The organism is Sphingobium sp. TB-6 (genome assembly GCF_012927365.1).
Taxonomy (GTDB): Bacteria; Pseudomonadota; Alphaproteobacteria; order Sphingomonadales; family Sphingomonadaceae; genus Sphingobium.
In genome coordinates, this window is record NZ_JABBGL010000023.1 from 34,484 (window position 1) to 60,124 (window position 25,641).

30 protein-coding genes are annotated in these 25,641 nt (G+C 64.2%); 13 read left to right on the forward strand and 17 right to left on the reverse strand.

Annotated features, from left to right (window positions below):
- Nucleotides 1-51 precede the first annotated feature (51 nt).
- Nucleotides 52-813, forward strand: coding sequence for a TorF family putative porin (locus HHL26_RS21000; protein WP_066554016.1), 762 nt, complete (start codon nucleotides 52-54; stop codon nucleotides 811-813).
- A 167-nt stretch (nucleotides 814-980) separates the two neighbouring features.
- Nucleotides 981-1,490, forward strand: a complete 510-nt coding sequence (locus HHL26_RS21005; RefSeq protein WP_066554013.1) for a sterol desaturase family protein — start codon at nucleotides 981-983, stop codon at nucleotides 1,488-1,490.
- 205 nt (nucleotides 1,491-1,695) lie between these two features.
- Here HHL26_RS21005 and HHL26_RS21010 read toward each other — a convergent pair whose 3' ends face one another.
- From HHL26_RS21010 to coxB, 10 genes are all read right to left on the reverse strand, one after another.
- Nucleotides 1,696-2,565: a class I SAM-dependent methyltransferase gene (locus tag HHL26_RS21010; protein WP_066554011.1), complete on the reverse strand. Its 870-nt coding sequence runs from the start codon at nucleotides 2,563-2,565 to the stop codon at nucleotides 1,696-1,698.
- A gap of 3 nt (nucleotides 2,566-2,568) precedes the next feature.
- Nucleotides 2,569-3,969 (reverse strand): threonine synthase, encoded by a 1,401-nt coding sequence (thrC, locus tag HHL26_RS21015; RefSeq protein ID WP_066554010.1) that lies wholly within the window; start codon nucleotides 3,967-3,969, stop codon nucleotides 2,569-2,571.
- 44 nt (nucleotides 3,970-4,013) lie between these two features.
- Nucleotides 4,014-4,640, reverse strand: coding sequence for an SURF1 family protein (locus HHL26_RS21020; protein WP_066554003.1), 627 nt, complete (start codon nucleotides 4,638-4,640; stop codon nucleotides 4,014-4,016).
- Nucleotides 4,637-5,047 (reverse strand): DUF983 domain-containing protein, encoded by a 411-nt coding sequence (locus HHL26_RS21025; protein ID WP_066554001.1) that lies wholly within the window; start codon nucleotides 5,045-5,047, stop codon nucleotides 4,637-4,639. The genes HHL26_RS21020 and HHL26_RS21025 overlap by 4 nt, the downstream gene beginning before the upstream one ends.
- Nucleotides 5,048-5,119: 72 nt before the next feature.
- Nucleotides 5,120-5,950, reverse strand: a complete 831-nt coding sequence (locus tag HHL26_RS21030) for a cytochrome c oxidase subunit 3 (protein WP_066553999.1) — start codon at nucleotides 5,948-5,950, stop codon at nucleotides 5,120-5,122.
- Nucleotides 5,951-5,986: 36 nt separating this feature from the next.
- Nucleotides 5,987-6,562 (reverse strand): cytochrome c oxidase assembly protein, encoded by a 576-nt coding sequence (locus tag HHL26_RS21035; protein ID WP_066553996.1) that lies wholly within the window; start codon nucleotides 6,560-6,562, stop codon nucleotides 5,987-5,989.
- Nucleotides 6,562-6,693 (reverse strand): hypothetical protein, encoded by a 132-nt coding sequence (locus HHL26_RS24545; protein WP_254911587.1) that lies wholly within the window; start codon nucleotides 6,691-6,693, stop codon nucleotides 6,562-6,564. Before HHL26_RS24545 ends, HHL26_RS21035 begins: the two co-directional genes overlap by 1 nt.
- Nucleotides 6,690-7,610: a heme o synthase gene (locus HHL26_RS21040; protein ID WP_066553995.1), complete on the reverse strand. Its 921-nt coding sequence runs from the start codon at nucleotides 7,608-7,610 to the stop codon at nucleotides 6,690-6,692. Before HHL26_RS21040 ends, HHL26_RS24545 begins: the two co-directional genes overlap by 4 nt.
- Nucleotides 7,611-7,727: 117 nt before the next feature.
- A complete protein-coding gene (gene ctaD / locus HHL26_RS21045) occupies nucleotides 7,728-9,395 on the reverse strand; it encodes a cytochrome c oxidase subunit I (RefSeq protein ID WP_066553993.1) in 1,668 nt (555 codons plus the stop codon).
- Between the two features lie 18 nt (nucleotides 9,396-9,413).
- Entirely contained in the window at nucleotides 9,414-10,421 is a 1,008-nt protein-coding gene (gene coxB / locus HHL26_RS21050; RefSeq protein WP_066553992.1) for a cytochrome c oxidase subunit II, read from the reverse strand.
- A 274-nt stretch (nucleotides 10,422-10,695) separates the two neighbouring features.
- On the opposite strand from coxB, the gene pyrE reads away from it, so the two are divergent.
- The 4 genes from pyrE to lepB are packed head-to-tail and all read left to right on the forward strand — an operon-like array spanning nucleotide 10,696 to nucleotide 13,341.
- Entirely contained in the window at nucleotides 10,696-11,277 is a 582-nt protein-coding gene (gene pyrE / locus HHL26_RS21055) for an orotate phosphoribosyltransferase (protein WP_066553991.1), read from the forward strand.
- A gap of 6 nt (nucleotides 11,278-11,283) precedes the next feature.
- Nucleotides 11,284-12,021 (forward strand): pyridoxine 5'-phosphate synthase, encoded by a 738-nt coding sequence (locus HHL26_RS21060; protein ID WP_066553990.1) that lies wholly within the window; start codon nucleotides 11,284-11,286, stop codon nucleotides 12,019-12,021.
- On the forward strand, nucleotides 12,018-12,419 hold the full coding sequence (gene acpS, locus HHL26_RS21065; RefSeq protein WP_066553988.1) for a holo-ACP synthase: 402 nt from the start codon (nucleotides 12,018-12,020) through the stop codon (nucleotides 12,417-12,419). Before HHL26_RS21060 ends, acpS begins: the two co-directional genes overlap by 4 nt.
- A 31-nt stretch (nucleotides 12,420-12,450) precedes the next feature.
- Nucleotides 12,451-13,341: a signal peptidase I gene (gene lepB, locus HHL26_RS21070; protein ID WP_066553985.1), complete on the forward strand. Its 891-nt coding sequence runs from the start codon at nucleotides 12,451-12,453 to the stop codon at nucleotides 13,339-13,341.
- Nucleotides 13,342-13,730: 389 nt separating this feature from the next.
- On the opposite strand, the gene HHL26_RS21075 is transcribed toward lepB, so the two are convergent.
- Entirely contained in the window at nucleotides 13,731-14,294 is a 564-nt protein-coding gene (locus tag HHL26_RS21075; protein ID WP_066553982.1) for an FKBP-type peptidyl-prolyl cis-trans isomerase, read from the reverse strand.
- Between the two features lie 84 nt (nucleotides 14,295-14,378).
- Nucleotides 14,379-14,585 carry a 30S ribosomal protein S21 gene (rpsU, locus tag HHL26_RS21080; protein ID WP_004208618.1) on the reverse strand — a complete coding sequence of 69 codons (207 nt, stop codon included), beginning with the start codon at nucleotides 14,583-14,585 and terminating at the stop codon, nucleotides 14,379-14,381.
- Nucleotides 14,586-14,808: 223 nt separating this feature from the next.
- On the opposite strand from rpsU, the gene HHL26_RS21085 reads away from it, so the two are divergent.
- The 4 genes from HHL26_RS21085 (at nucleotide 14,809) to HHL26_RS21100 (ending at nucleotide 16,772) form a co-directional block, all read left to right on the forward strand.
- Nucleotides 14,809-15,579, forward strand: a complete 771-nt coding sequence (locus tag HHL26_RS21085; protein WP_066553980.1) for a class II aldolase/adducin family protein — start codon at nucleotides 14,809-14,811, stop codon at nucleotides 15,577-15,579.
- A gap of 135 nt (nucleotides 15,580-15,714) precedes the next feature.
- Nucleotides 15,715-16,065, forward strand: coding sequence for a hypothetical protein (locus tag HHL26_RS21090; protein ID WP_066561344.1), 351 nt, complete (start codon nucleotides 15,715-15,717; stop codon nucleotides 16,063-16,065).
- Between the two features lie 52 nt (nucleotides 16,066-16,117).
- Nucleotides 16,118-16,582 carry a hemerythrin domain-containing protein gene (locus tag HHL26_RS21095; RefSeq protein WP_169576697.1) on the forward strand — a complete coding sequence of 155 codons (465 nt, stop codon included), beginning with the start codon at nucleotides 16,118-16,120 and terminating at the stop codon, nucleotides 16,580-16,582.
- The gene (locus HHL26_RS21100; RefSeq protein ID WP_066553975.1) at nucleotides 16,575-16,772 is read left to right on the forward strand and encodes a hypothetical protein; all 198 of its coding nucleotides are present in this window, start codon (nucleotides 16,575-16,577) and stop codon (nucleotides 16,770-16,772) included. Before HHL26_RS21095 ends, HHL26_RS21100 begins: the two co-directional genes overlap by 8 nt.
- A gap of 84 nt (nucleotides 16,773-16,856) precedes the next feature.
- Here HHL26_RS21100 and HHL26_RS21105 read toward each other — a convergent pair whose 3' ends face one another.
- A complete protein-coding gene (locus HHL26_RS21105; RefSeq protein WP_066553972.1) occupies nucleotides 16,857-17,255 on the reverse strand; it encodes a DUF1489 domain-containing protein in 399 nt (132 codons plus the stop codon).
- A gap of 40 nt (nucleotides 17,256-17,295) precedes the next feature.
- Nucleotides 17,296-18,723 (reverse strand): magnesium transporter, encoded by a 1,428-nt coding sequence (mgtE, locus tag HHL26_RS21110; RefSeq protein ID WP_066553969.1) that lies wholly within the window; start codon nucleotides 18,721-18,723, stop codon nucleotides 17,296-17,298.
- Between the two features lie 145 nt (nucleotides 18,724-18,868).
- Here mgtE and HHL26_RS21115 point away from each other — a divergent pair, with 145 nt between their 5' ends.
- A complete protein-coding gene (locus HHL26_RS21115) occupies nucleotides 18,869-19,321 on the forward strand; it encodes a peptidylprolyl isomerase (protein WP_066553966.1) in 453 nt (150 codons plus the stop codon).
- Here HHL26_RS21115 and HHL26_RS21120 read toward each other — a convergent pair.
- From HHL26_RS21120 to ppc, 3 genes are all read right to left on the reverse strand, one after another.
- On the reverse strand, nucleotides 19,308-19,979 hold the full coding sequence (locus HHL26_RS21120) for a hypothetical protein (RefSeq protein ID WP_066553964.1): 672 nt from the start codon (nucleotides 19,977-19,979) through the stop codon (nucleotides 19,308-19,310). The two genes, HHL26_RS21115 and HHL26_RS21120, sit on opposite strands and share 14 nt — an antisense overlap.
- The gene (locus HHL26_RS21125) at nucleotides 19,979-20,569 is read right to left on the reverse strand and encodes a hypothetical protein (RefSeq protein ID WP_066553962.1); all 591 of its coding nucleotides are present in this window, start codon (nucleotides 20,567-20,569) and stop codon (nucleotides 19,979-19,981) included. Before HHL26_RS21125 ends, HHL26_RS21120 begins: the two co-directional genes overlap by 1 nt.
- Nucleotides 20,570-20,881: 312 nt before the next feature.
- Nucleotides 20,882-23,581: a phosphoenolpyruvate carboxylase gene (ppc, locus tag HHL26_RS21130; RefSeq protein ID WP_066561343.1), complete on the reverse strand. Its 2,700-nt coding sequence runs from the start codon at nucleotides 23,579-23,581 to the stop codon at nucleotides 20,882-20,884.
- Between the two features lie 136 nt (nucleotides 23,582-23,717).
- Here ppc and HHL26_RS21135 point away from each other — a divergent pair, with 136 nt between their 5' ends.
- A complete protein-coding gene (locus HHL26_RS21135; protein WP_066553960.1) occupies nucleotides 23,718-25,169 on the forward strand; it encodes an ATP-binding protein in 1,452 nt (483 codons plus the stop codon).
- Nucleotides 25,166-25,633: a low molecular weight protein-tyrosine-phosphatase gene (locus HHL26_RS21140; RefSeq protein WP_066553957.1), complete on the forward strand. Its 468-nt coding sequence runs from the start codon at nucleotides 25,166-25,168 to the stop codon at nucleotides 25,631-25,633. Before HHL26_RS21135 ends, HHL26_RS21140 begins: the two co-directional genes overlap by 4 nt.
- The last annotated feature ends 8 nt before the right edge of the window (nucleotides 25,634-25,641 follow it).

Genomic DNA, 25,641 nt, shown 5'->3' on the forward strand with positions numbered 1-25,641 from the left:
GGACCATGACGCAGGCGGGACGATCGCAGATAACCATCAAGGGGAAACCATATGCGTAAGTCCATTCTCGGCCTATCGGCCCTCGCTTTGGCTGCCGCCGTGTCGGCACCGGCCTTCGCCCAGGATGAGCCCACTCCGGCGCTCACCGTCACCGGCAATGCGGCTGTCGTCACCGACTATCGCTTCCGCGGCATTTCGCAGACCGACAAGCGCTTCGCGCTGCAGGGCGGCATCACCGTGACCCATGAATCGGGTTTCTATGTCTCGGTTTGGGGTTCTTCGATCGATGATTATGTCTACAATGGCGGCGACCAGGAACTCGATCTGATCGCTGGCTATTCGAAGACGGTCGGTGCGGCCACCTTCGACGCAGGTGTGCTGTACTACTACTATCCCGGCACCGGCGGTATCAATTCCGACTTTTTCGAACCCTATGCCTCGGTCAAGGGTACCTTCGGCCCGGCAACCGCCAAGCTGAGCGCTGCCTATGCGCCAAAGCAGGCCGCGATCGGCCTTGGCAGCCAGATTCCTGGCGGCGGCCCCAAGGAAGACAATCTGTACGTCGCCGGTGACCTGTCGGCCAGCATCCCGAACACCCCGCTGGGCGTGTCGGCGCACCTTGGCCACAGCTTCGGTCCCAGCTACCTGACCATCGGCAAGGAATATACCGACTGGAACGTCGGCGCGACCTATACCTGGAGCCACCTGACCTTCGGCGTCTCCTATGTCGACACCGACAAGTCGCTCTACAGCCCCAGCGGCCGCAACATCAGCAAGGCCGGTGTGGTCGGTTCGATCACCGCATCCTTCTGACAAAGTGATTTCGAAGCGGGGGAAAGCTGGCTTGCCCCCGCCGACTCGGAAATCACGACAGGCAGACGTCTGAAAAGTCATGAAAGGGGCCGCGATCCATTGGGTCGCGGCCTTTTTCTTGTCCTTTGCGGGTCGCCTGAGCGCGGGCCTCGCCCTATAGTGGCCACATGAACGCCCTGCTGCTCGCCCTGATCTTCCTCGCCACGGTCGCCGCGATGGAGGGCTTCGCCTATCTCATGCACCGCTGGGTGATGCATGGGCCGGGCTGGTTCCTGCACGCCAGCCACCACCGGGAGCGTCCCGGCCGGTGGGAGGCGAACGATCTCTATTTCGTGATCTTCGCCATGCCCTCGATCCTGCTGCTGCTGGGCGGCGTGCAATGGCATTGGGGCGATTGGGCGACGGCGGTTGGCGCAGGCGTGGCGGCCTATGGCGCCATCTATCTCGGCTTCCACGACATCATCGTCCACCGCCGTGTCGCGCACCGCTATGTCCCTCGCTCGGCCTATATGAAGCGGATCGTCCAGGCCCACCGCCTGCATCATGCGGTCGAGAGCAAGCAGGGCTGTGTCAGCTTCGGCTTCCTCGTGGCGCCCCGCCCGGAAGAGCTCAAGCGCGAACTCGCGGCGAACGGCAAGGCTGGCCTGCGCGCGGCGAAGGGTGGTTTGAAGGGTTGAGGGGGGTGAATAGGGGACGGTCTACTTGCGCCGTTTCCTTGGAACGCATCGTGCTCCTGCGAAGGCAGGAGCCCAGTTCCCGCGCTGCGATGATCCACAAACGGCGGGACTGGGTTCCTGCCTTCGCAGGAACACGGATGCGCTTAATGGCGGAAAATGGCCAAAACTGGCCATCCATTTCAGCAACCGGACAGCCCTGAAAACCTCAGCGGCTCCATCGCGCCCAGATCGCGGTCGGCAGCATCAGCCCGCGGGCTTCCTCACGCACCGCCAGTTCGCCCGCTTCCACCGTGCCGGGCAGATCGGCAAAGGCTTGGCTCAACAATTCCCCGATCGCCAGCGCCGACATCCGGACCGCATAAACCGTCAGGAACAGAAAGCGGCTGTCCTCATCCAGCAACTGCCGGCAATTGGCGATGAGCCCCGGCAGATCTTCTTCAAGCCGCCAGACCTCGCCATCCGGCCCGCGCCCATATTTGGGCGGATCGAGCAATATGCCGTCATAGCGCCGCCCCCGTCGCACTTCCCGCGCCACGAACTTGGCCGCGTCATCGACGATCCAGCGGACCGGCCGGTCCTCCAGCCCCGATAGCGCCGCATTGGCCCGCGCCTGCGCCACCGACTTCTTGGAAGCGTCGACATGCACCATCTGCGCACCCGCCGCCGTCATCGCCAGCGTGCCGACGCCGGTATAGCCGAACAGGTTCATAACCTGAGCCTGATCTTTCCCGGCGATCTTGCCGCGCATCCAGTCCCAGACCGGCGCCATATCGGGAAAGAAGCCCAGATGGCGGAAAGGGGTGCAACTCGACTGGAACGTCACCTCGTTCCAGTGCAGCGGCCAGCCCTCGGCCGGCACGGGCCGCTCATAGAACCAGCGGCCGCCGCCTTCCTCATCGGAACCGGGAATGAATTCGCCGTCCGCCATCCAGTCGTCCTGCGCCGGCGCCCACATGGCCTGCGGCTCGGGCCGGATGAAGCGGAAGCGGCCATAGCGCTCCAGCTTGCGCCCATGGCCCGAATCGATCAGGCCATAATCGGCCCAAGGCTCGCCTATGAGGGTCTGAAGGTCCAAGCCTCAGCTCCTCGGCGTCGCCCGCTCCGCGACATAGGCGGTGACCGCGTCAAAGGTGCCGGGCAGCTTGGCATAGGCCTCTTCCCGCGCGAACAGGTCGCCCACGCGCGAGGGCAGCGAAGGACGGATGCCCGTGGCGCGCTCGACCGCCGTGGGGAACTTCGCCGCATGCGCCGTCGCCAGCGTGACCACAGGCACCGCCGGATCGAGATCGATCGCCCGCGCCGCCGCCAGCCCGACCGCGCTGTGCGGATCGATCACCTGCCCCGCCGCGTCATAGGCCCAGCGCATCGCCATGGTCATGCTGTCGGCATCGACCCGGGCGGAAGTGAAGAGCGCCGACGCGCCGTCGCGCTGCGCATTGGTGAGGCGCATCGCCTTGCTCGCCTCGAAACCCTTCATCTGTTCGGCCAGCGCCTTGCCGTCGCGCCCGCCCGCATCGAACAGCAGCCGCTCGAAATTGGAGCTGACCTGGATGTCCATGCTGGGCGTCGCGGTCGCCACGACCTGACCCTGGCTATAATCGCCTTCGGACAGTGCGCGATGGAGGATGTCGTTGACATTGGTCGCCACCATCAGCTTCGCGACCGGCAGCCCCATCTTCGCCGCGACATAGCCCGCGAACACATCACCGAAATTGCCGGTGGGCACGGAAAAGGCGATCGCCCGCTCCGGCGCGCCCAGGCGGACGGCGGCGTAGAAATAATAGACGACCTGCGCCATCAGCCGCGCCCAGTTGATGCTGTTCACTGCCGACAGGTTGAAGCGGCGCGCGAAGGCCGCATCGTTGAACATCGCCTTCACCAGCGCCTGCGCGTCGTCGAAGCTGCCGTCGATGGCGATATTATAGACATTGGGCGCCAGCACCGTGGTCATCTGGCGGCGCTGGACGTCCGACACGCGGCCTTCGGGGTGCAGCATGAAGATATCGATCTTCTCGCGGCCCGCAACGGCATCGATCGCCGCCGACCCGGTATCGCCGGAGGTCGCTCCGACGATGGTCAGATGATCCTCGCGGCGCGACAGGAAGCGCTCGAACAATTGGCCGAGCAGTTGCAGTGCGACGTCCTTGAACGCCAGCGTCGGCCCGTGGAACAGCTCCAGCAGCCAATGCTGGTGGTCGAGCTGCACCAGCGGCGTCACCGCGTCATGGCTGAACCGGCCATAGGCGGTGGTGCATAGCTCGCGCAGTTCCTCCTCGCTGAGCGACCCGGCGACGAAGGGCGCCATGACCCGCACTGCCGTTTCGACATAGGACAGGCCCGCAAGCGCGCGAATATCGTCTGCGGAAAAGCCAGGCCAGCTTTCCGGCAGATAGAGTCCGCCATCGGACGCCAGCCCAGCCAGCGTCACATCCTCGAACCCGAGCGCGGGCGCGCTCCCCCTGGTGCTCACATATTGCATGATGGGGTAGCCCGGTAGCGCTGGACGCGCCTTCGGGCAAGCTTTTAAGGCAGCGGGGTCCGTTTGCGCAGCGCGAGCAGATAGATGACCACCGCGATTGCGGCGAAGAAAAACCACTGCACGGCATAGGCCAGATGGTTGTTGGGCACGTCCGCGGCGGTGGGCGGCGCGAGCGGCTTGAAGCCCGGCACGGCCTCTCCGGCGATCAGCATCGGTCGCAGGGGCATTGCCTTGCCACTGATCCGCGACAGGAGCGAGCGATGATCGGGCTCTTCCCCTATCCACCCGCGCATCTGGCCGCCGCGCCATTGGGGCTTCGCGTCCGGCGTCCGGGCCACGCCCGCGGCCACCAGCACGCCGGGGCCCTCCGCGCCAGTCGCACATTCGGCAATGTAACGGTAGCCGACCGAGCCATCGGCTGCGCGCCCCGCTTCGCTGTGCCAGCGGACCACGCGCAAGCAATGGGTGGACGAGCGACGGAACAACAGTTCGGATGGCACGGGCGGATAAGCGGGAAAGGCGACCGGCGGCTTGCCCGGATTGGAGGCGACCAGATCCAGCATCGCGTCCTTTTCGGCCCGGCGCTGCAATTGCCAGACGCCAAGGGCGATCATCACCAGCACCGCCGCCGCGACGATCAGCGTCGGAATCAGGGGGAAGCGGCGGCTCATGCTTCGCGATCCGGCGGGGTCAGGCGCCCCTCCCGCGCCTTGTTGCGATATTCCAGAATCAGCAACGCGCCCTTGGCCACCCGCAGGCTCCCGATCACGGCGGCCACGGTCAACGGCGTCCAAAGCAAGATGTGCAGCCAGAGCGGAGGGTGGACCTTCAATTCCAATATCAGCGCCATCGCCACCATCAGGGCGCCGATGATCAGGGTCAGAAACGCCGCAGGACCGTCCCCGACGTTGAACTGGCCATAGTCCAGTCCACAGGAGCGGCAAGACGCCGCAAAACGGACCGGCCCCGCAAACAGGGTCTGCGCGCCGCATTGCGGACAAGCGCCCATGGCCGCAGCAGCCAGCAAGGGCTGCGGCGCGGGGGATTGAGGCTCAGGCGATGGCATGGCGTCAGGCATAATGCCCGCTCCTCAAAAAGAAAACGGCCGGAACAGGTCCGGCCGTCATTCGCGTAATCATCAGCGGAAGGATCAACCGCCGTGGACCGGCGCGCCCCAGCCGCCCCAGACATAGATGGCGACGAAGAGGAACAGCCACACCACGTCGACGAAATGCCAGTACCAGGCAGCGGCCTCGAAGCCGAAATGCTGGCGCGGGGTGAAATCGCCCTTATGCGCGCGGATCAGGTTCACCAGCAGGAAGATGGTGCCGATCAGAACGTGGAAGCCATGGAAGCCGGTCGCCATGTAGAAGGCCGAGCTATAGGGGCTGCCGCCGAACGGGAAAGGCGCATGGGCATATTCATAGGCCTGGATTGAGGAGAAGAGCACGCCCAGAATGACGGTCAGCGTCAGCCCCCTCTTCAACCCTTCGCGGTCGCCATGGATCAGCGCATGATGCGCCCAGGTGACGGTCGTGCCCGAGCAGAGCAGGATCAGCGTGTTGAGCAGCGGCAGTTCGAAGGCGTTCATCACCTCGATGCCCTTGGAGGGGAACATGCCCTCGATCGGCGCCAACTGGCTGGGGAAGAGCGAGAAGTCGAAGAAGGACCAGAACCAGCCCACGAAGAACATGACTTCCGACGCGATGAACAGGATCATGCCGTAGCGCAGGTGGAGCTGAACCACCGGCGTGTGATCGCCGGCATGGGCCTCTGCAATGACATTGGTCCACCAGCTATACATGGTGAACAGCACGCCCGCGACGCCGATCAGAAAAACCCAGCCGCCGCCGGCCGGCATCGCATCGGCATGCATCCACATGATCGCGCCGAAAGCCATGACCAGCACCGACATGGAGCCAAAAAAGGGCCAGATGCTGGGCGGAAGAATATGATAATCGTGGTTCTTGGCGCCTGCCATGACGTTTCTCATCCCCGTTCGCGTTATAATTGAGCCTTAGCTTGGCTTTTTATCCTGCTCAACAGGATAGAAGGTGTAGCTGAGCGTGATTTCCTGCGTGTCCTTATTGTCGGCATCCGTCAATATCTTCGGATCGACATAATAGATCACCGGCATGCGCACCTGCTGTCCCGGCTGAAGCGTTTGTTGGGTGAAGCAGAAGCACTGGATCTTGGTGAAATAAGCGCCCGCCTGCAAAGGCGTGACGTTGAAGCTGGCGGTGCCGGTGACCGGCTTGTCCGACATGTTCTTCGCGACGAAGATCGCCATGTTGCGCGCGCCGATCGTCACCGTGCGGGTGTGATGCTCGGGATAGAATTGCCACGGCATGCCCGGCGTCACGTTGGAATCGAAGCGGATCGACACGCGGTGTCCCACCGCTTCGCTGACCTGGACATTCGCGGCGGCGCGCTGCGTGGTGCCGCCAAAACCGGTTCGCTCGCAGAACATGCGATAGAGCGGCACCGAGGCGAAACCGAGACCCAGCATGGCAAGGCCCACGCCCGCCATGGCGATCATCGTCCGCCGATTGCGGCGATCCCGGTCGAAGGGTGAAGGGGGGAGGCTCGCCATCAATGCCCGCCACCGATTTTGGCGATGGTGATCGCGTAAAAGAGGATGACCAGCGCACCCAATAACAGCCCCGTCACGATGGCGCGGGATTTCTGCCGGGCGCGGACCTGCCTGTCTTCTTCTGGAGTCATGCGAACACCCACCGGTCGACGACTACCGCGCCAAAGAGCAGAAAGAGATAGAGGATCGAATATTTGAACAGCCGTCTTTCCGGCGCCATGCGCGCGGGGTCGCTCTCGCGCCGGCGCAGGATCTGAAAGGCCATGATCACGAAGAGTGCGGTGCCCAGCAGAGCGGTTGTTCCGTAAATCGGCCCGGTCAAATGCATCAGCACCGGCGCCATCGCCGCCACCGCCATGATCGCGGTGTAGAACCAGATCTGGCGGCGCGTCACCACTTCGCCGGAGACGACCGGCAGCATGGGAATGCCTGCTGCGGCATAATCCGTCTTCACGAACAGGGCGAGCGCCCAGAAATGCGGCGGCGTCCAAAAGAAGATCAGCATGAACAGGGCGACCGGCAAGGCGCTGATGTCACCCGTCACCGCCGCCCAGCCGATCACCGGCGGAAACGCGCCTGCCGCGCCGCCGATCACGATATTCTGCGCGGTCCGGGGTTTGAGCCAGATGGTGTAGACGAAGACGTAGAATAGGATCGACACAGCCAGCACGGCCGCGGCCAGCCAGTTGGTCGCAATGCCCATGAGCAGCACGGAGAAGAAGGATAGCCCGACGCCGAAATGCAGCGCGGACTGCCGGTCCATCCGGCCCGCAGGCAGCGGACGGTTGGCCGTGCGTTTCATCTTCGCGTCGATGTCCGCCTCATACCATTGGTTGAGCGTGGCCGCCGCGCCTGCACCGAGCGCGATGCAGAGAATCGCCGTGAAGGCCAGAACCGGATGGATGTGACCTGGCGCCGCGAGCAGACCGCAAAGCCCGGTAAAGACGACCAGCGTCATCACCCTGGGCTTCGTCAGCGCGACGAAGTCCCGCCAATGCGCGGGAATCACGGAAGCCGAACCTTCGGACATGATCGGCGTACTTGCCATAGTCTCCTCATGCGGCACCCGGCACGATGACCGCGCCGGGATCGCCCTGTTTCCAGGAATTGGCGGCCTTTACGCCAATCCCGGCGTTCCGGCAAACCGGAACGCCCGTCGTCGCGATCAGTCGATGACCGGCAACGTTTCGAACTGGTGGAAAGGCGGCGGGCTCGGCAGCGTCCATTCGAGCGTGGTGGCGCCTTCGCCCCAGGGATTGCCTTCCGCCTTCTTGCCGGCGACCAGCGACCAGACAAGGTTGACGAAGAAGATCAGCATGCCAACCGCCATGATCTCATAGCCGTGGCTCGCGACCTTGTTCCAATAAGCAAAGGCCTCCGGATAGTCGGGATAGCGGCGCGGCATGCCCGACAGGCCCAGGAAGTGCATCGGGAAGAACAGCATGTTCACGCCGACGAAGAACACCCAGAAGTGCAGATGGCCGAGGAATTCATTGTACATCCGGCCCGACATTTTCGGGAACCAGTAGTAGAAGCCCGCGAACAGGCCGAACACCGCGCCCAGCGACAGCACATAGTGGAAGTGCGCCACCACATAATAAGTGTCGTGCAGCACGTCGTCGACGCCGCCATTGGCCAGCACCACGCCGGTGACGCCGCCCACGGTGAACAGGAAGATGAAGCCCAGCGCCCAGACCATCGGGGTCTTGTAGCTGATCGAACCGCCCCAAATCGTCGCGATCCAGGAGAAGATCTTGATGCCGGTGGGCACCGCGATCACCATCGTTGCGGCGGTGAAGTACATCTTCACATTCACCGACATGCCGGTGGTGAACATGTGGTGCGCCCAGACGACGAAACCGACGACGCCGATCGCGACCATGGCGTATGCCATGCCGAGATAACCGAAGACGGGCTTACGGCTGAAGGTCGAGACGATCTGGCTGATGATGCCGAAGCCCGGCAAAATCATGATGTACACTTCGGGGTGGCCGAAGAACCAGAAGAGATGCTGGTACAGCTCCGGATCGCCACCGCCGGCGGCATCATAGAAGGTCGTGCCGAAATTGCGGTCGGTCAGCAGCATGGTGATCGCGGCGGCCAGAACCGGCAGCGCGAGCAGCAGCAGGAAGGCAGTGACCAGCACCGACCAGACGAACAACGGCATCTTGTGCAGGGTCATGCCCGGCGCACGCATGTTGAGGATGGTGGTAATGAAGTTGACCGCACCCAGGATCGAGCTGGCGCCCGCGATGTGGAGCGAGAGGATCGCCATGTCGACCGCCGGACCCGCCGACCCACTGGTCGAGAGCGGCGCATAGACCGTCCAGCCGGTGCCCGCGCCGTTGCCGGTGCCGCCGGGGACGAAGGTCGATCCGAGCAGCAGGGCGAAAGCCGGGATGAGCAGCCAGAAGCTGATATTGTTCATCCGCGGGAAGGCCATGTCCGGCGCGCCGATCATGATCGGCACGAACCAGTTGCCAAAGCCGCCGATCATCGCGGGCATCACCATGAAGAAGACCATGATGAGGCCGTGAGCGGTGATCAGCACGTTCCAGAGGTGATAGGCCTGATCCAGCGTGGCGCTCGGCCCGTCGCTATACTGCGCCCAGGCCTGGAGATACTGGATGCCCGGCGCGGCGAGTTCCGCGCGCATCAGGCCCGAGATTGCGCCGCCGATGATGCCGGCGACGATCGCGAAGATCAGATAGAGGGTGCCGATATCCTTGTGGTTAGTCGACATGAACCAACGCTGGAAGAAGGCCGGCTTGTGGTCGGCGTCATGATGCTCATGCACATGATCGCCGTGATGATCTGCGGTAATGGTGGTCATGGCGTCTATGCCCTTACATCAAAGCTTGGCGGGGGCGGCGGGCGCGGGAGCCTCGGCCGTGGTCGCTGCGGCAGCGCCCTGAAGCTTGCCGCCCTGCGAAAGCAGCCACTGGTCGAACTGCGCGGGTTCCAGCGCCTCGATCGCGATCGGCATGAAGCCGTGGCGCGCGCCGCAAAGCTCCGAACACTGGCCGTAATAGACGCCCGGCTTCTCGATGGTGAAGCTCTTCTCGTTGAGGCGGCCCGGCACCGCGTCCATCTTCACCCAGAGCGAGGGAACCGCGAAGCTGTGGATCACGTCGGCGCCGGTGATGATCAGCTTGATCGGGCGGCCGACCGGCAGAACCAGGCGATTGTCCGGCGCCAGCAGATAGGGCTCGCCATTCGCCTCCGCCTTGTCCCTGGGCAGCAGGTTGGACACGAATTCCGGAATGGCATTGTCGGGATATTCATAGCCCCAATACCATTGATAGCCGGTGACCTTGACGGTCAGCGCATCCTTGGGCGCGGGCTTGTACTGGTCCGCGAGCAGGCCGATCGAGGGCACCGCGATCGCCAGCAGGATCACCACCGGCACCACCGTCCAGATCACCTCGATCACCGTATTGTGCGAGGTTTTGGAAGGCGTCGGATTGGCGCTGCGGCGGAAACGGACCATCACATAGAGCATCAGGATCAGCACGAAGACCGAGATGATGGTGATGATCGGCAGCAGCAGCACGTCATGCAGCCAGCGCGCTGTGTGGCCGGTTGGCGAGAACTGCTTCTGAAGGGTGATTTCGCCCGGCATCGGCATGCCAATGCCCAGCGTGGGCTTCATGCGCGGCGGGGCGGCCACCTTGGCGGCGGGAGCAGCGTCTGCGGCGGGCGCCGCGGCATTGCTGGCCGAATCGGCGGCAGCAGCCTCATTCCCGGTGGCTGGAGCCGCGACCGCGGCATTCTCCTGGGCCAGCACCGGACCGTTCATCGCGAGCGTGGGCGCGAAGGCCAACAACCCGACAAGAACGAGCGATTTCACCTTTTTCATAGCGTCTTCTTACCCCGTAACCCCTTGGCGCCGCTGCAACGAAGACACACGCATGCACGTCCCCCCGCCCGTTTCGGTCTGCCGCGGCTTATAAGCATCTTTTTTTACGCCTCAAGGTTCCCCAACCAGATTTTCTTCGCTGTTGCAACGCCTAGTTGGTGAGCCTATCTCGCTTCCCGCGCACAGGGGCGCGATCACGGGGTGACTTGTGACAGGGAAGGCATGCCGTCTTGCAAGCCAGCGGACGGCATGGGCGAATGGATCGAAGACACGGATGACCGACGAGGAAGTATTAGCGGAATTCAGGGCTGCGGGCGCGTTGCTGGAGGGGCATTTCATTCTGTCCTCGGGCCGCCGCAGCGCCAATTACCTCCAATGCGCGCGCGTACTGATGAACGCGGAGCGCGCGGGCCGGCTGGCGCGCGCGACCGTGCAGAAATTGCCGCGCGAGCTGCGGCAGGAAATCGACCTTGTGGTTTCGCCCGCCATGGGCGGCCTCATCATCGGTCATGAAATCGGCCGCGCGCTCGACAAGGATGCCGTGTTCCTCGAACGGCCCGAAGGCACATTCGAACTGCGTCGCGGTTTCGCGATCACGCCGGGGCAAAAGGTGCTGATGGTCGAGGATGTGGTGACTACGGGCCTCTCTTCGCGCCAGGCGATCGAAGCGGTCGAGGCCGGAGGGGGCATCGTCCTGGCCGAAGCCGCGCTGGTCGACCGATCGGCCGGCGAGGTGGAATTGGGCGTGCCCTTCTACCCGCTCGTCAGCATCAACTTCCCGGTCTACGATGCCGACCAGATCCCGCCCGAGCTGGCGGCGATCCCGGCGATCAAGCCCGGCAGCCGGAAGCAATAGAGTCTCATGCCCCACTCCCCTTCCCCTTTGCGCCTGGGCGTCAACATCGATCATGTGGCGACCATCCGCAACGCGCGGGGGGGGGCGCATCCCGACCCGGTCAAGGCCGCGCTGCTGGCGGCCAAGGCGGGCGCCGACGGCATCACCGCTCATCTGCGCGAGGATCGGCGGCATATCCGCGATGAGGATATTGCCACGCTGATGGCGGCGCTGACCGTGCCGCTCAATCTGGAAATGGCGGCGACGCAGGAGATGCTGGGCATCGCGCTCAAGCATCGGCCGCACGCCGCCTGCATCGTGCCGGAAAAGCGGGAGGAGCGGACGACCGAGGGCGGCCTTGACGCCGCAGGGCAGATCGAAGCGTTGCGGCCGATCGTCGGCGCGCTGGGCCAGGCGGGCGTCCGCGTCAGCCTGTTCATCGAGCCGGATGCGGCGCAGATCGAGGCGGCGATTCGCCTCGGCGCGCCGGTGGTTGAGCTGCACACCGGGCGCTATGCGCATCTGGAGGGTTCGGAACGGGCCGAGGAACTCCGCCGGCTGGCCGATGCGGCGGCACTGGCTGCCAAAAACGGCATAGAACCGCATGCGGGCCATGGCCTGACCTTCGACAATGTCGGGCCGATCGCCGCCATTCCGCAGGTCGCAGAACTCAATATCGGCCATTTCCTGATTGGTGAGGCGATCTTCAGCGGACTGGAGAGCAGCATCCGCGAAATGCGCCGCCAGATGGATCTGGCCCGTTGATCATCGGCCTGGGCTCCGACCTCTGCAATATCGAGCGAATCCAGAATTCGCTCGATCGCTTTGGGGAGCGGTTCGAGAATCGCGTGTTCACCGATGTCGAGCGGGCCAAGGCCAATCGCCGCCCCTTCACCAAGGCGGGAACCCTCGCCAAGCGCTTCGCCGCCAAGGAAGCCTTTTCCAAGGCCGTCGGCACCGGCTTCAGGAAGGGCGTGTTCATGAAGGATATCGGCGTCGTCAACGGCCCCAGCGGCGCGCCGACGCTGCACCTGACCGGCGGGGCGCTCGCCCGGCTGGATTCGCTGGTTCCGGCGGGACATCGCCCGGTCGTTCACTTGACGCTAACCGACGATCATCCATGGGCACAAGCCTTTGTGATCATCGAAGTTCTGCCGTTATAAACGCAGTGCTTCTTCAGCCGGAAATCCTCCCATGACGGCAGCCGACATGACCCAGAACGACCCTGCCCCCTCCGAACAGCCGGCCCCGGCATCCGAACCGGAAAAGACCTCGGTCGACTGGTGGCAGGAGGTCAAGAGCATCACCCTGCTGATCCTGGCTGTCCTGGCTTTCCACAGTCTCGTCGCCAAGCCCTTCTACATTCCCAGCGAATCGATGATGCCGGTGCTGCTGAAGGGCGACCGGCTGGTGGTGAGCAAATTTCCCTATGGCTGGTCCTATGTCTCGCCCAGCTTCCACCCGCTGCCGTTCCTGAAAGGGCGGATTTTCGGACGCATGCCGGAACGCGGCGACATCGTCATCGTTTCGCCGCAGAACAAGCGGGAGGATTATATCAAGCGGGTCATCGGCCTGCCGGGCGATATAGTGGAGGTGCGCAGTGGCCAGGTCGTGCTGAACGGCGTGCCGGTGTCGCAGAAGGTGCTGAAACCGATCCGCATTCCGGTGGACGGCAATGCCCCCTGCCCGCCCACGCAATTCCCCGGCGCGCTGGTGACGGACGTGAACGGCAAAGGCTGGTGCGAACTGCCGGTGCGCCAGGAAGTGCTGCCCAATGGAAAGACCTATGTCACCATCGACATGGGGCCGAGCACGCTCGACTGGTATGGGCCGGTGCGCGTCCCGGCGAATCATGTTTTCCTGATGGGCGACAATCGCGACAATAGCGCCGACAGCCGCGCGCCGCTGGAGGAAAATGGGCTGGGCGGGCCGGTGCCGTGGGAAGCCATTGGCGGCCGGGCGGAGTTCATCACCTTTTCCCTGGATGGCGATTCGTCCTGGAACCCGTTGAGCTGGCTGCATGCCTTCCGCGGCGGACGCGCGGGGAACAGCCTGCGCCCGGCGAGCGTTACTCCGCCGAAATAAGCTTTTCGGATAGGGGCTTGGGTTGAGCGGGACGAAAACCGCATCGAGGAACCCGGCCCCAGCGAATGGCGCTGCTCGTTCTGCTAGAGCGTTTTCTAAGCAGATAAAATCATCTGCTGATTCGGAAAGCGCGGCAAAACAAAGGCCTAGAGCAGCCGATCCTGCTGATCATGGGCGCCGAGGGCTGAGAGGAGTGCGGCTCCTGTTCCGGGATAGCCGTTGAGAACCGCGTGCTGCTGCGAAGACCCCCGAACGAAACAAGTGTCGGATCGGGCGGCAGAACTGGGTTCCTGCCTGCGCAGGAACACGGGTCACACCGAACAGGAGACATTCCAAGAAAAAAGGGCCGGGAAATCCCGACCCTTTTGGCTTTTCCAACTATGCCGAACTCAGTGGCCCGGCATGCCCTGCGGCATCCCGCCCTGCTGCTGCATCATCTGCTGCATCCGCATGATGTCCGCCTTGGACTTGAAATCATGCAGTTGGACGTCGAACACCAGCACCGAATTGGCCGGGATCGGACCAGCCGCCTGCTCGCCATAGCCAAGCTGCGGCGGAATCCACAGGCGGTACTTGCCGCCCTTCTTCATCTTCTGCAGGCCTTCGGAGAAGCCGGGAACCACGCCGTCGACCGGCATCGCGGTCTGCGGATTCTCGTCGAACACCGTGCCATCGAGCAGCGTGCCCTTATAGCCCACCAGCGCCACGTCGGCGGCGGTCGGGCTGGGACCGGCGCCTTCCTCCAGCACCTTGTACTGCAGGCCCGATTCGGTCGTCACCACGCCCTCTTCGCCGCCATTATGCACCAGGAAGCTGGTGGGCGAGGGCTTCACGCCCTGCTGCCCGGCCCAGGCCAGACCACCGGCAGCCAACGCGACCGCGGCGACACCGATCCAGAGACGCGTCAGCGACCCCTTGGCGATAGGACGAAGGGGAACGGCCGTGGTGGACATGCGCTATGCCTCGCGGATTGATGCGGGTGACGTTTTCAGCAGGAGAACGGGACGATCAGGCGACCGTCCCGAAAACGGCAGTCCTTAACGGACGCCGTCGCGCTCGGCGCGCTTACGCTCCAGCTTGCGGGCGCGGCGAACGGCGGCCGCCTTTTCGCGGGCACGCTTTTCCGAGGGCTTCTCATAGTGACGGCGCAGCTTCATCTCGCGATACACGCCCTCACGCTGCAGCTTCTTCTTGAGCGCGCGCAGGGCCTGGTCGACATTGTTGTCGCGAACGATGATTTGCATAAGCCAGTCAAACTCCAGTCGAAAACGGACGGATCGCCAGGAAATAACCCTTCCCGACGGGCCACCCGAATGAAATAGCGGTGAGTCGCCGCAGGTCACCCTGCGCCGTGTGGGGCGCGCCCTACCAGCAGAGTCGCGCAAATTCAACCCAAAAGCCGTCCCCCTCGACACAGCCCGGCGCAAGGGGGATAGTCGGCACCATAAAATAGCAAGGAGGATCGCCATGGCAACCGCCGCCAAGACCGCCGCCAAACGCCCCGACATGTCAGCATCGGAATGGGCCGCCCGCCAGCAACTTGCCGCCTGTTACCGCATTTTCGATCATCTGGGCTGGTCGGAGCTGATCTACAACCACATCACCCTGCGCGTGCCGGAAGAGAAAAACGCCTTTCTGATCAACCCCTTCGGCCTGCTCTACAGCGAAGTGACCGCGTCCAGCCTCGTCAAGATCGACATTGACGGCCATGTGCTGGACGGCAGCCCCTATCCGGTCAATCGCGCCGGCTTCACCCAGCACAGCATCTTCCATCGCCATCTGCCCGACGCCCATTGCATCATCCACACCCACACCACCGCCGGCATGGCGGTGAGCGCCACACGCGAGGGGCTGACCCCCACCAATTTCTACGCCGCGGCCTTCACCGGCCGAATCGCCTATCATGACTTCGAAGGCGTCACGATCCGTCCCGAAGAGGGCGAGCGGCTGATCGCCCATCTGGGCGCCCGCCGCATCATGATGCTGCGCAATCACGGCACGCTGGTCATGGCGAAGTCGCTGCCGGAAGCCTTTCTGACCCAGTGGATGCTCCAGCGCGCCTGCGAGATTCAGGTGGCGACCGGCGCGGCGGGAACCCCGATGGAGATTCCGCCCGAGGTCGTCGCCGTGCATCAGCGCGACCTGAGCGGCGTGCAATTGCCCGCCGGCCCCGGCGTTCCCGATTTCGAGGCGATGGTCCGCCGGATCGACCGCATCGATTCGAGCTGGCGGGATTAGGCCGCTCGGCTGCACCTGAACGTCGCGCCGCCCACCACCCAATATGAGCTTTTTCCGTGAGTCGCCCGCATTTTGCCGTTGATCGATGCGAGCGTTCATGTTTTCCTTGTCCGACGCAAGGAAGGGGTCGGTTTTTTGGCGACGAAGTGGAACGATGGCGCAACCCGCCGCACGGGTCATTCCCGGCGGATGAGCACCCATCTGGCCGCCGCCCTGGTCGTTTTCTGCGTGCTTCAGATTTTCATCGTCGCCAAGATGGGCGGATCGCTGCTGCTGCATCTGGGCATCATCATCGCGATCGGCGGCTTCGCCGTCGCGGCGCGGGGGCTGGAACGGCGCTGGGAAATGCTCGACCGGAGCGGTCTGTCCACGCATGGCTTGGCGGTGCGCTTCCGCCGCGACCTGGTGCAGCTCTGGTCCGCCAGCGTTATCGGCGGGCTGCTCTGGATTCCCGTCGCGATCATCTTTCGCGCCCTTTTCGGCTGAACCCAAAGCCGCGATCCATCGTTGTTCCTTCCTGACGAGAAGGAGCATGTCCATGGCCGACGCCAGCATTTTCGACCGATTGAAACAGGATCATGACGCGCATCGCCAGCTATTCGACAAGATGGCCGATGCGAAGGGCCAGCCCGACCGGCTGGAAAAGCTGTTCGAACAGTTCAAGGTGGAAGTGACGGCCCATGCGGCGGCGGAGGAAGAGACGCTCTACTCCACCATGCTGGCGCGGCCCGATCTGCGCGAAGATGCCCAGCACAGCGTTTCCGAGCATAAGGAAATCGACGATTATCTGGAAGAGATGGCCGGGCTTTCCTTCAATGGCGAGGAGTGGAACGGCGTCTTCGTCCAGCTCAAGAAGCGCTATCTTCACCATATCGATGAGGAAGAGAAGGAGATGTTTCCCAACGCGGCCAGGGAGCTGACCGCCGAGGAGGAGCAGAAGCTGGCGGCGCTGTTCGCCATGCGCAAACCGGCGGAATTGCAGCGCGCGGAAGCGGATGAGTAGAGCCATCTGCGCGAGGAGAGTCCCTGGGCGCTACGGCGGCCTGCGCGGTGCGCCGATCGCTTTGGAGAGCGGCACCCAAGGCTCCAGCTATCTGCCGCGAGTGCCGGATGAAACGCGCAAAATGGAGGAACGAGCGCGCTTCGTGAAGGAGTTGCGAGAGATTGGAGAGCAGGTGAAGATGCTCGTCTGATGACCAGCATGCTCCTGCGAAGGCAGGAGCCCAGTTCAGACGGCGGGACTGGGTTCCTGCCGCAGGAACACGGCAACCAAGACCTTACAGCAATCCCAACCGCGACAGCTCCCCCAGCAACCTGGTCGGCATCGCATCCAGATCATCGGCCTCGCCCGCACCCAGATCGGGCGGGGCATCTTTTCCCTCCAGATAGCGCCAGCCCTGATGGGCGCGCTTGGGCTGCGCGCGGACCGGGATCAGGCGCGGTTCGAGCCTAATCCAATAGCGGCCCTGCCCGGTTTCCTGAAAGCCCAAGATCGGACTGCGGCCCACAAGCTGATGCCCGTGAATCCAATAGAGCGAGCCGCCCGCCAATTCCTCCAGCCGCTTGGGCAGATAGCGCGTGGTCAGGCGCGCTTCCTCTGCATGGCTTTCCAGCCAGGCGCGGAGCGTGGCGGGGCTTTCGCTCTGAAAGGCGATCTTGGTGAGGTGGAGCGGCATGAAGCGAAGATGGGCGCTGACCGGCGGCGGTCAAGGCCCGTTACAAACCCCAGACCGTTGCAAGACCAAGGAAGGAGAAGAAACCCATCACGTCCGTCATCGTGGTCACGAACACGGCGGATGACACGGCGGGATCGACATTCACCCGATCCAGCGCGACCGGGATCAATATGCCCGACAAACCCGCCACCAGATTGTTGATGAGCATGGCCAGCGCAATGACGATGCCCAGATCATGATTGCCGTAGATCAACCCCACCGCGACGCCGATCAATATGCCCAGCGCCATGCCGTTGGCGCTGGCGATGCGGAATTCGCGGACGATCTGGCGGATGGTGTTGGAACTGGTGAGCTGATTGGTGGCGAGCGCGCGCACCGCCACCGCCATGGTCTGCGTCCCCGCATTGCCGCCCATGCCCGACACGATCGGCATCAGCACGGCGAGCACGACATATTTGGAGATGGTCGCCTGGAACAGCCCGACCACCGATGCCGCGAGAATGGCCGTGCCCAGATTGACCACCAGCCAGGACAAACGCGTGCGCACGGTTTCCAGAATCGGCTGGTTGATGTCGCCCTCGCCCGCGCCCGACAGGCGGAGAATGTCCTCGCCCGCTTCCTCGGAGATGATGTGGACGATGTCGTCGACCGTGATCATGCCGACCAGCCGTCCGCTGGCGTCCACGACGGCGGCGGAGATCAGCGCATATTTCTGGAAGCGCAGCGCCACCTCTTCCTGGTCCATGTCGACCGGGATCAGCGTCTGTTCGCGCTTCATCAGGTCGGCCATGGCGACGCTGCGCGGGCAGGTCAGCACCCAGCTCAACTGGCAGGTGCCGATCGGCTTATGCGCTTCGTCGACGACGAAGATTTCCCAGAAATCCGACGTCAGGTCGCGATTGTCGCGCAGATAGTCGATCACCTGCCCGACCGTCATATGTTCCGGCACCGCGACCAGGTCGCGCTGCATCAGGCGGCCGGCGGATTCCTCCGGATAGGACAGCGCGCTTTCGATCGCGGCGCGGTCTTCCGGTTCCATCGCTTCGAGGACGGCCTGCTGGTCGGCCTCCTCCATATCCTCGATGATGGCGACCGCGTCATCGGTGTCGAGTTCGGCGGCGAACTCCGCCACCTGCTCGGGCAGCAGCGCGTCGAGAATATCCTCCCGGACATAGTCGTTGAGTTCGGAAAGAACCTCCGCGCCGACCAGATCGCCCAGCGCCGCCGCCACCGCCCCGCGCCGTTCGGACGGGGTGAGTTCGAGAAGATCGGCAATGTCGGCGGGGTGCAGCGGCGAGACCAGTTCGCGCGCGCGGTCGCGATCATCCTCCTCCACCGCGTCGAGCACGGCGGAGACGAATTGCCCCTTCAGCCGGTCATCCTCGTCATGGCGGGATTCGGCCTGTTCAGCGGCAATATCGCCCAATTCGTCCGGCCGGGGTTCGGCCATATCGGCTCGTTCGCTCATCGCGTCCCCTACTGTCCGGTTCCTGTAACATTCGCCCGCTTTTGCCGATGCTCGTCATAATTGCAATGCCCCAAGACGCTTCCATCCCGGCCTTAACGCTTTATATGGTCGATCATTCCCATTTTCCCCCAAGAGAGGATTTTTCATGGCTGACGATACCCTGACCCTTAGCCTCGACAGCGGCGGCGACGTCGTCATCAAGCTGCGCGCCGACCTTGCCCCCGGCCATGTCGAGCGCATCACCACACTGGCCAAGGAAGGCTTTTATGACGGCGTCGTGTTCCACCGCGTCATCCCCGGCTTCATGGCCCAGGGCGGCGACCCGACCGGCACCGGCATGGGCGGTTCCAAGCTGCCCGACATCAAGGCCGAATTCAGCCGTGAACCGCATGTCCGCGGCGTCTGCTCCATGGCCCGCGCGATGAACCCGAACAGCGCCAACAGCCAGTTCTTCATCTGCTTCGACGACGCCACCTTCCTTGATGGCCAGTACACCGTCTGGGGCGAAGTCACGTCCGGCATGGAACATGTCGACGCCCTGCCCAAGGGTGAGCCGCCCAAGACCCCCGGCAAGATCCTGAAAGCTACGGTTTCCTAAGAAGCCCATCGGTGGCGGAGATGGCATTGCCCGTCTCCGCCGCTTCCTCCGCAGGCGGTTCATAGGGACCGATGCTTTCGATGTGCCAGCGGCGATCCGCCTCGCTGGAGCCGGGCACGTCATTGGCCCGCCGCAGTGTCACCTGACGCAACCGATACCAGGGCTTCCCGTTCGCCGCGATGCGGCCATAGACCTGCACCGGCACGGTCACGAACAGCGATCCTGCCGCGCCCTCCATCTGCCCCGGTGCGCCGACATGGGCGTGAACCTCGCTGAACCCGCGGAAGCGGGCGGCGAAACGAACATCATCCTCGGCGCCGATGGCGCTGTTGTCGTTCCAGAGATCCTGCGCGTCGTCATAGCGCTTTTCCTCCAGCAGACCATAATAGCCCTGCACGACCTGGGCGGCGCCCTGCGCGCCCTTGGGGTCGACGGAATCTTCCTCCACCACGGGCTGGGGGTCGACCGGCAGGCCGCCGGGCGTGCCGGGCGCGGGCGGATTGAGCGGCTCCAGCGCCGCCTGCGCCTCCGCCCGGACATTATTTTCGACCTGCGCCGCGTTCGCGCCATTGGCCAGATTGTCGATCGCGCTCTCCTCCCGGCCGTCGCAGGCCGCGAGCAGGAGCAGGCATAGGGCCGCGCTGTACCGGACCCGCATCAGTCGCGCCGGCCTCGCCAGCCGTCACGCCGCGACCTGCCGCCGCCATCGGAGCGCGCACCGCCATCGGAGCGCGCGCGCGGCGCATCGCCCCAATTGCGTTCCGGCCGTGATGTCGTCATATCCCCTTGCCCCCTTCCTGGCTGCGGCGCCGGAGCGCCCGCGGAGGGATTGCCCTGACGGGCATTCCTCCAATTTCCGTTCCACCGATTGCCGTCGCCACCGGAACGCTCCCGCCAGCTCCGGCGCGGCGCGCCATCGTTCCAGTCGCCGCGCCTGCCCTCTTCGCGGCGGGTTTCACGGCGGCCTTCCCAATAGCGGCGCTGACCGTCGTTCCAGCGTTGGCGCTGGCCGCTGCGGTTGTACACATAATAGCCGCTGCCGGGATAGTAATAGCCGTCATACCAGCCGCTATAATAGCCGGGACGATAATAGCCCGACCCCCAGGCATCGTCATAATAGCCGCCGCCATAATAGCCGCTGCCGACACTCACGCCGCCATAATAGCCATCGTCATAAGCGCAGCCGCCCAAAGCCAGCGCGCCGGCAAGGCCGATCGCGGCGAGGAACCTCTGTCCGGTCCAGGCCATCGCCTTTCTCCTTAATCCTGCATCCATTCCATGCATAACGCGGGCTGTTTGAATTGGTTGTGAATGGCTGAGATTTGGGTGGGATTTCCTGCCGGTCAAAGAGCCGGATTGGATCTGACGTGGATCAGAGGCTGCAGGATGGGAAATTGGGTAGGTGGGACAGGGTTTGGCCATTTCCGGACATTTTCGAAGTTCGTTATCCCCGCGAAGGCGGGGATCCATCTCCTGACCTAACGCTTGATGCAACGCTGGGAGATGGATTCCCGCCTTCGCGGGAATGACAAAACAGGAAGCGTCCGCCTTCCTCCCCTATCAGCCGCTGTTCCTCAGAGCCGTCGCAATCGCGTTGATCGACAGTTCGATGCCTTCCTTGATGCGCGGGTCGTCTTCGCCGCTGCGGTGGCGCTTCATCAGTTCGACCTGGAGCAGGTTCAACGGCTCGATATAGGGCAGGCGCAGGCGGATCGACGTGTCCAGCTTAGGATTCTTCTCCAGCAGGCGCGACTGGCCGGTGGCGGCGAGCAGGCCGTCATGGGTCATGTCCCAGCCTTCGCGGATGCGGTCGAAAATCTCGGTCCCCCGTGCCTGATCCTCGACCAGCGGCAGATAATGGGCGGCGATGCCGAGGTCGGACTTGGCCAGCACCATCTCCAAATTGGCGAGCGCGGATTGCAGGAAGGACCAGTGCTGCGCCATGTCGGCCAGCAGCGCCTTGTCCTCAAAGGCGTTGAGCGCATGGCCCACGCCATACCAGCCCGGCAGCATCACGCGGGCCTGCGCCCAACTGAACACCCAGGGGATGGCGCGCAGATCCTCTATCCGGGTGCTTTTCGTGCGGCTGGCAGGGCGCGAGCCGATTTTGAGGCCGGAGATTTCCTGGATCGGCGTCAATTGCCGGAAGAATTCCTTGAACCCCTCCGTCCCGTAGACCAGGCCGCGATAGGCGGCGAAGGCGGTTTTCGACAATTCATCCATGGCGGCGGCGAAACGGGCGGCGTCGCGGTCAGAGATCGCTTCGGGTTCCAACGACGCGAGCAAGGTCGCGCTGGTCATCGCCTCCAAATTGGTCATGGCGACGTCGCGGGTGCCGAATTTGGCGGCGATCACCTCGCCCTGTTCGGTGATGCGGATGCGGCCCTGCACAGTGCCCTTGGGCTGGGCCTGGATCGCCGCGAAGGAGGAGCCGCCGCCGCGCCCGACCGCGCCGCCGCGACCGTGGAAAAGCTGCATCGCGGTGCTGGCGTCGGCAAAGACGGGCGCGAGCGCCTTGCTCGCCTGGAACAGCCCCCAGGTCGAGGTGATATAGCCGCCGTCCTTGTTGCTGTCCGAATAGCCGATCATCACTTCCTGATGGCCACGTGCCTGCACCACCCCCGCGATTTCGGGCAGGCCGAAATAGGCGCCCATGATCTTGGGCGCGGCCTCAAGGTCGGCAATGGTTTCGAAGAGGGGCACGGCCATGATCGCGGCCTGCGGCGGCGCGCCATCGGTGCCGGCGCGCCAAAGGCCCGCTTCCTTGAGGATGATGTTGACTTCAAGCAGGTCGGAAACGCTCTCCGCCTTGGAGATGATATAATGGGTGATGCATTGCGGGCCGTAGATGCGGTGCGCTTCGGCGGCGGCATGGACAATCGCGAGTTCGGAGGCGGTCTGTTCCGAATATTCGAAAAAGGCCGTGCCGAGCGGCCGGTTGTTCGCCAGCTCCCGCCGGAGCAGGGCGATGCGGGCATATTCGTCGAGGCTGGCATAGTCGGCCTCTACCCCGGCGACTTTCAGCAGTTCGGCCACGACGCTTTGGTGGACGTCGCTGTTCTGCCGCATGTCGAGCGTGGCGAGGTGGAAGCCGAAGGTTTCGACCGCGCGGATCAGGCGGCCGAGCGCGCCTCCCGTCGCCAGCGCGCCATTGCCTTCGCTCGCCAGGCCTTGCGCGACCGTCACGAGGTCGCGGCGCAGGTCGGTGGGGCTGGCATAGGGTTCCCCCTTGAGCGTCGAAGGGCGGGACGGGTCTTTGCCCCCCAGCGCCCGGTAAGTGGCGGCGAGGCGGGCGTAGATGCCGGAAATGGCGCGGCGATAGGGTTCGTCCTGACGACTGGGCGAAATGTCGCCGCTGGCGTCGGCCAGGTCCAGCACCGCCCGCGACACATGGGCCAGTTCGGTGGAGAGCGACAGTTCCGCGCCCAGGGCGTGGAGCGCATCCATATAGAAGCTCAGCGCGGCTTCGCAGCCCTTGGCGAGCGCGAGGCGAAGCTGTGGCGCCTGCACGAAGGGATTGCCGTCGCGGTCGCCGCCGATCCAGTTGCCGACGCGCAGGAAACTTTGCGGGCGGGCGCCCAGCACCCGTTCCCAGCGGGCATAGAGGGCGGGCAGCACCGGCAGGAAGACGTCGCGGAAATAAGCGAGAACATTTTCGATCTCGTCCGCGACGAACAGCTTTTCGCGGCGCAGCGGACGAGTCTGCCAGAGCAGCGCGATCTGGCGGAAGATCGCCTCGTCGAGATTTTCGCCCTCGTCGGTTTCGCTGCGGCCGCTGTCTTTGAGCAGCATCAGGTCCGCGATGCGGTTCTTATGATCGATCATGCTCTTGCGCCGCACCTCGGTCGGGTGGGCGGTGAGGACGGGGACGATCAGGGCGTGGGACAATAGGTCGAGGATCGCTTCGCGGTCGATGCCGTGCGATTCGAGTTTTTCCACGGCGGAGGCGACATCGGCGCCGGGTTCGGCGGCGACGCCCTGGCGATCCTCGGCCAGATTGGCAAGCATCGAGAACAGCATGAAACCGCGCACGAAGGACAAGGTGTCGTCCAGGCTAAGCGCGTCGAGACCAGTATCGACCACATCCGCGCCATGCAACCCACGCGCCCGGTCGACTGAGGCGGAGCGGATATATTCGGTCTGTTTGTAGATCTTCTCCCCACCATAGGCGCGGATGACGTCGCCCAGCAGGCGGCCAAGATAGCGGATATCGGGGTTCTGCGTGACCGCAGGCGCGGAAGAGGGTGCAAGAGTCGCCATGATGGATCGATGCTGCATCGCAACAATGGGATGGTCAAGGGAATCCGCACCCTTGCCGAGAGAGATGCTGTGCTCCTGCCTTCCGGTTTTGACAGCAGGGTTGCGCGAATACCCCGGCATGCGCCAAAGGAAAGCCGTGACCGCCAGCATCAGCATAGGAAATGACGGATCGGGCAATCCCGTTCTGGTCGATGTCGAGGAATTGCTTGCCACCCGACTGCTCGTTCAGGGCAATTCGGGGTCGGGCAAGTCGCACCTGCTGCGTCGGCTGCTGGAGGAAAGCGCCGCGCTGGTCCAGCAGGTGGTGATCGATCCGGAGGGCGATTTCGTCACGCTGGCCGACGAATATGGCCATGTGGTGATCGACGCGGGCGACTATAATGAGCGCGAGATCGTCAAGATGGCGGCAAGGATTCGCGAGCATCGCGCCTCGGTGGTGTTGAGTCTCGAATCGCTGGAGCTGGAGGCGCAGATGAAATGCGCCGCGACTTTCCTCTCGACCCTGTTCGATGCACCGCGCGATCACTGGTATCCCGCGCTGGTGGTGGTCGATGAGGCGCAGATGTTCGCTCCGGTGGCGGCGGGCGACGTATCGGACGAGGCGCGGCGGCTGTCGCTGGCGGCGATGACGAACCTGATGTGTCGGGGGCGCAAGCGCGGGCTGGCGGGCGTGATCGCGACGCAGCGGTTGGCCAAGCTCGCCAAGAATGTCGCGGCGGAGGCGTCGAACTTCCTGATGGGGCGCACTTTCCTCGACATCGACATGGCGCGCGCGGCTGACCTGCTGGGCATGGAGCGGCGGCAGGCCGAGCAGATCCGCGATCTGGAGCGCGGGCGCTTTCTGGCTTTGGGTCCGGCGATCTGCCGGCGGCCGGTGGCGGTGAAGATCGGATCGGTCAAGACCAGCACGCGGGGCGGCACCCACAAGCTGATGCCGCCGCCGGTCGCGACCACCGGGGATTTGCAGGAGTTGCTGTTCGCAAGCGCGGGCGAAGAGGAAAGCCTGCTCTCTCCCCCGCCGCGAGCCGAGCCACCACCGCTGCCCGCCGAGGAATTGATGCGGGCGCTGGCCGCCGCGCCTTCGGCCAAGCCTGCCGCGCCGGAACTGGATTTCGGGCAGAATGAGCCGGTGGTGATCGCCGTGCTGGAGGAAATCGTCGCTGATCTGGGCGAAGCGCAGCCGAGCGTGTCGACGCTCTATCAGGATTTCGGCGTGCGGTGCCGGATGAAGGGATTGCGGACGCCGCCGCTCGACCTGCCCGCCTTCCGCAAGCGTTTTGCCATGGCGCAGGCGGGGATGTTCGACGCCGCCGATCCACGCTGGGACGATGCGATGCGTGCTGCGGAGCCTCTGCCGGAGGATATGCTGGCGCCCTTCCTGCTGATTGCGCGGGCGGCGATGGAGGGACTGCCCTGTCCGGATGACGTGGCGCTGGCGCGGGCCTATGGCACCAGTTCGCCGGGCCGGGTGCGGCGGCTGATCGACTATATGGAGAAGCTGGGCGTGATCGTGGCGCGGACCGATTTCGGCGGGCGGCGTTCCCTTGGCGTGCCCCAATTGGGGCTGAGCACGGCGGCAGAGGGATGAGCGCTTCGATCCTCTTCGTCTGTCTGGGCAATATCTGCCGGTCGCCGCTGGCGGAGGCTGCTCTGCGGGCGGAGGCGGAGCGGGCCGGGCTGGCGGTCGAGGTGGATTCGGCCGGAACCGGGGACTGGCATGTGGGATCGCCGCCGGATAACCGGGCGCAGGCGGTGGCGCTGCGGCATGGGATCGATATTTCGGGCTATCGCGGGCGGCAGGTGACGGCTGTGGATTTCCAGCGGTTCGATTATGTCTTCGCGCTGGATGCGGAGAATCTGCGGAACCTGCGGCGGGTGCGGCCTTCGGATGGCACAGCGGAATTGCGGCTGCTGATGGACCTGGTGCCGGGACGCGAAGGGAGCGGGGTCACCGATCCTTATTTTGGCGACGATGCCGGGTTCGACGTGACCTGGGATGATGTGACACGCGCCGCCAGGGCGATCGTGGAGCGGTTGCGGGATCGGGATTAGCGCGGGCT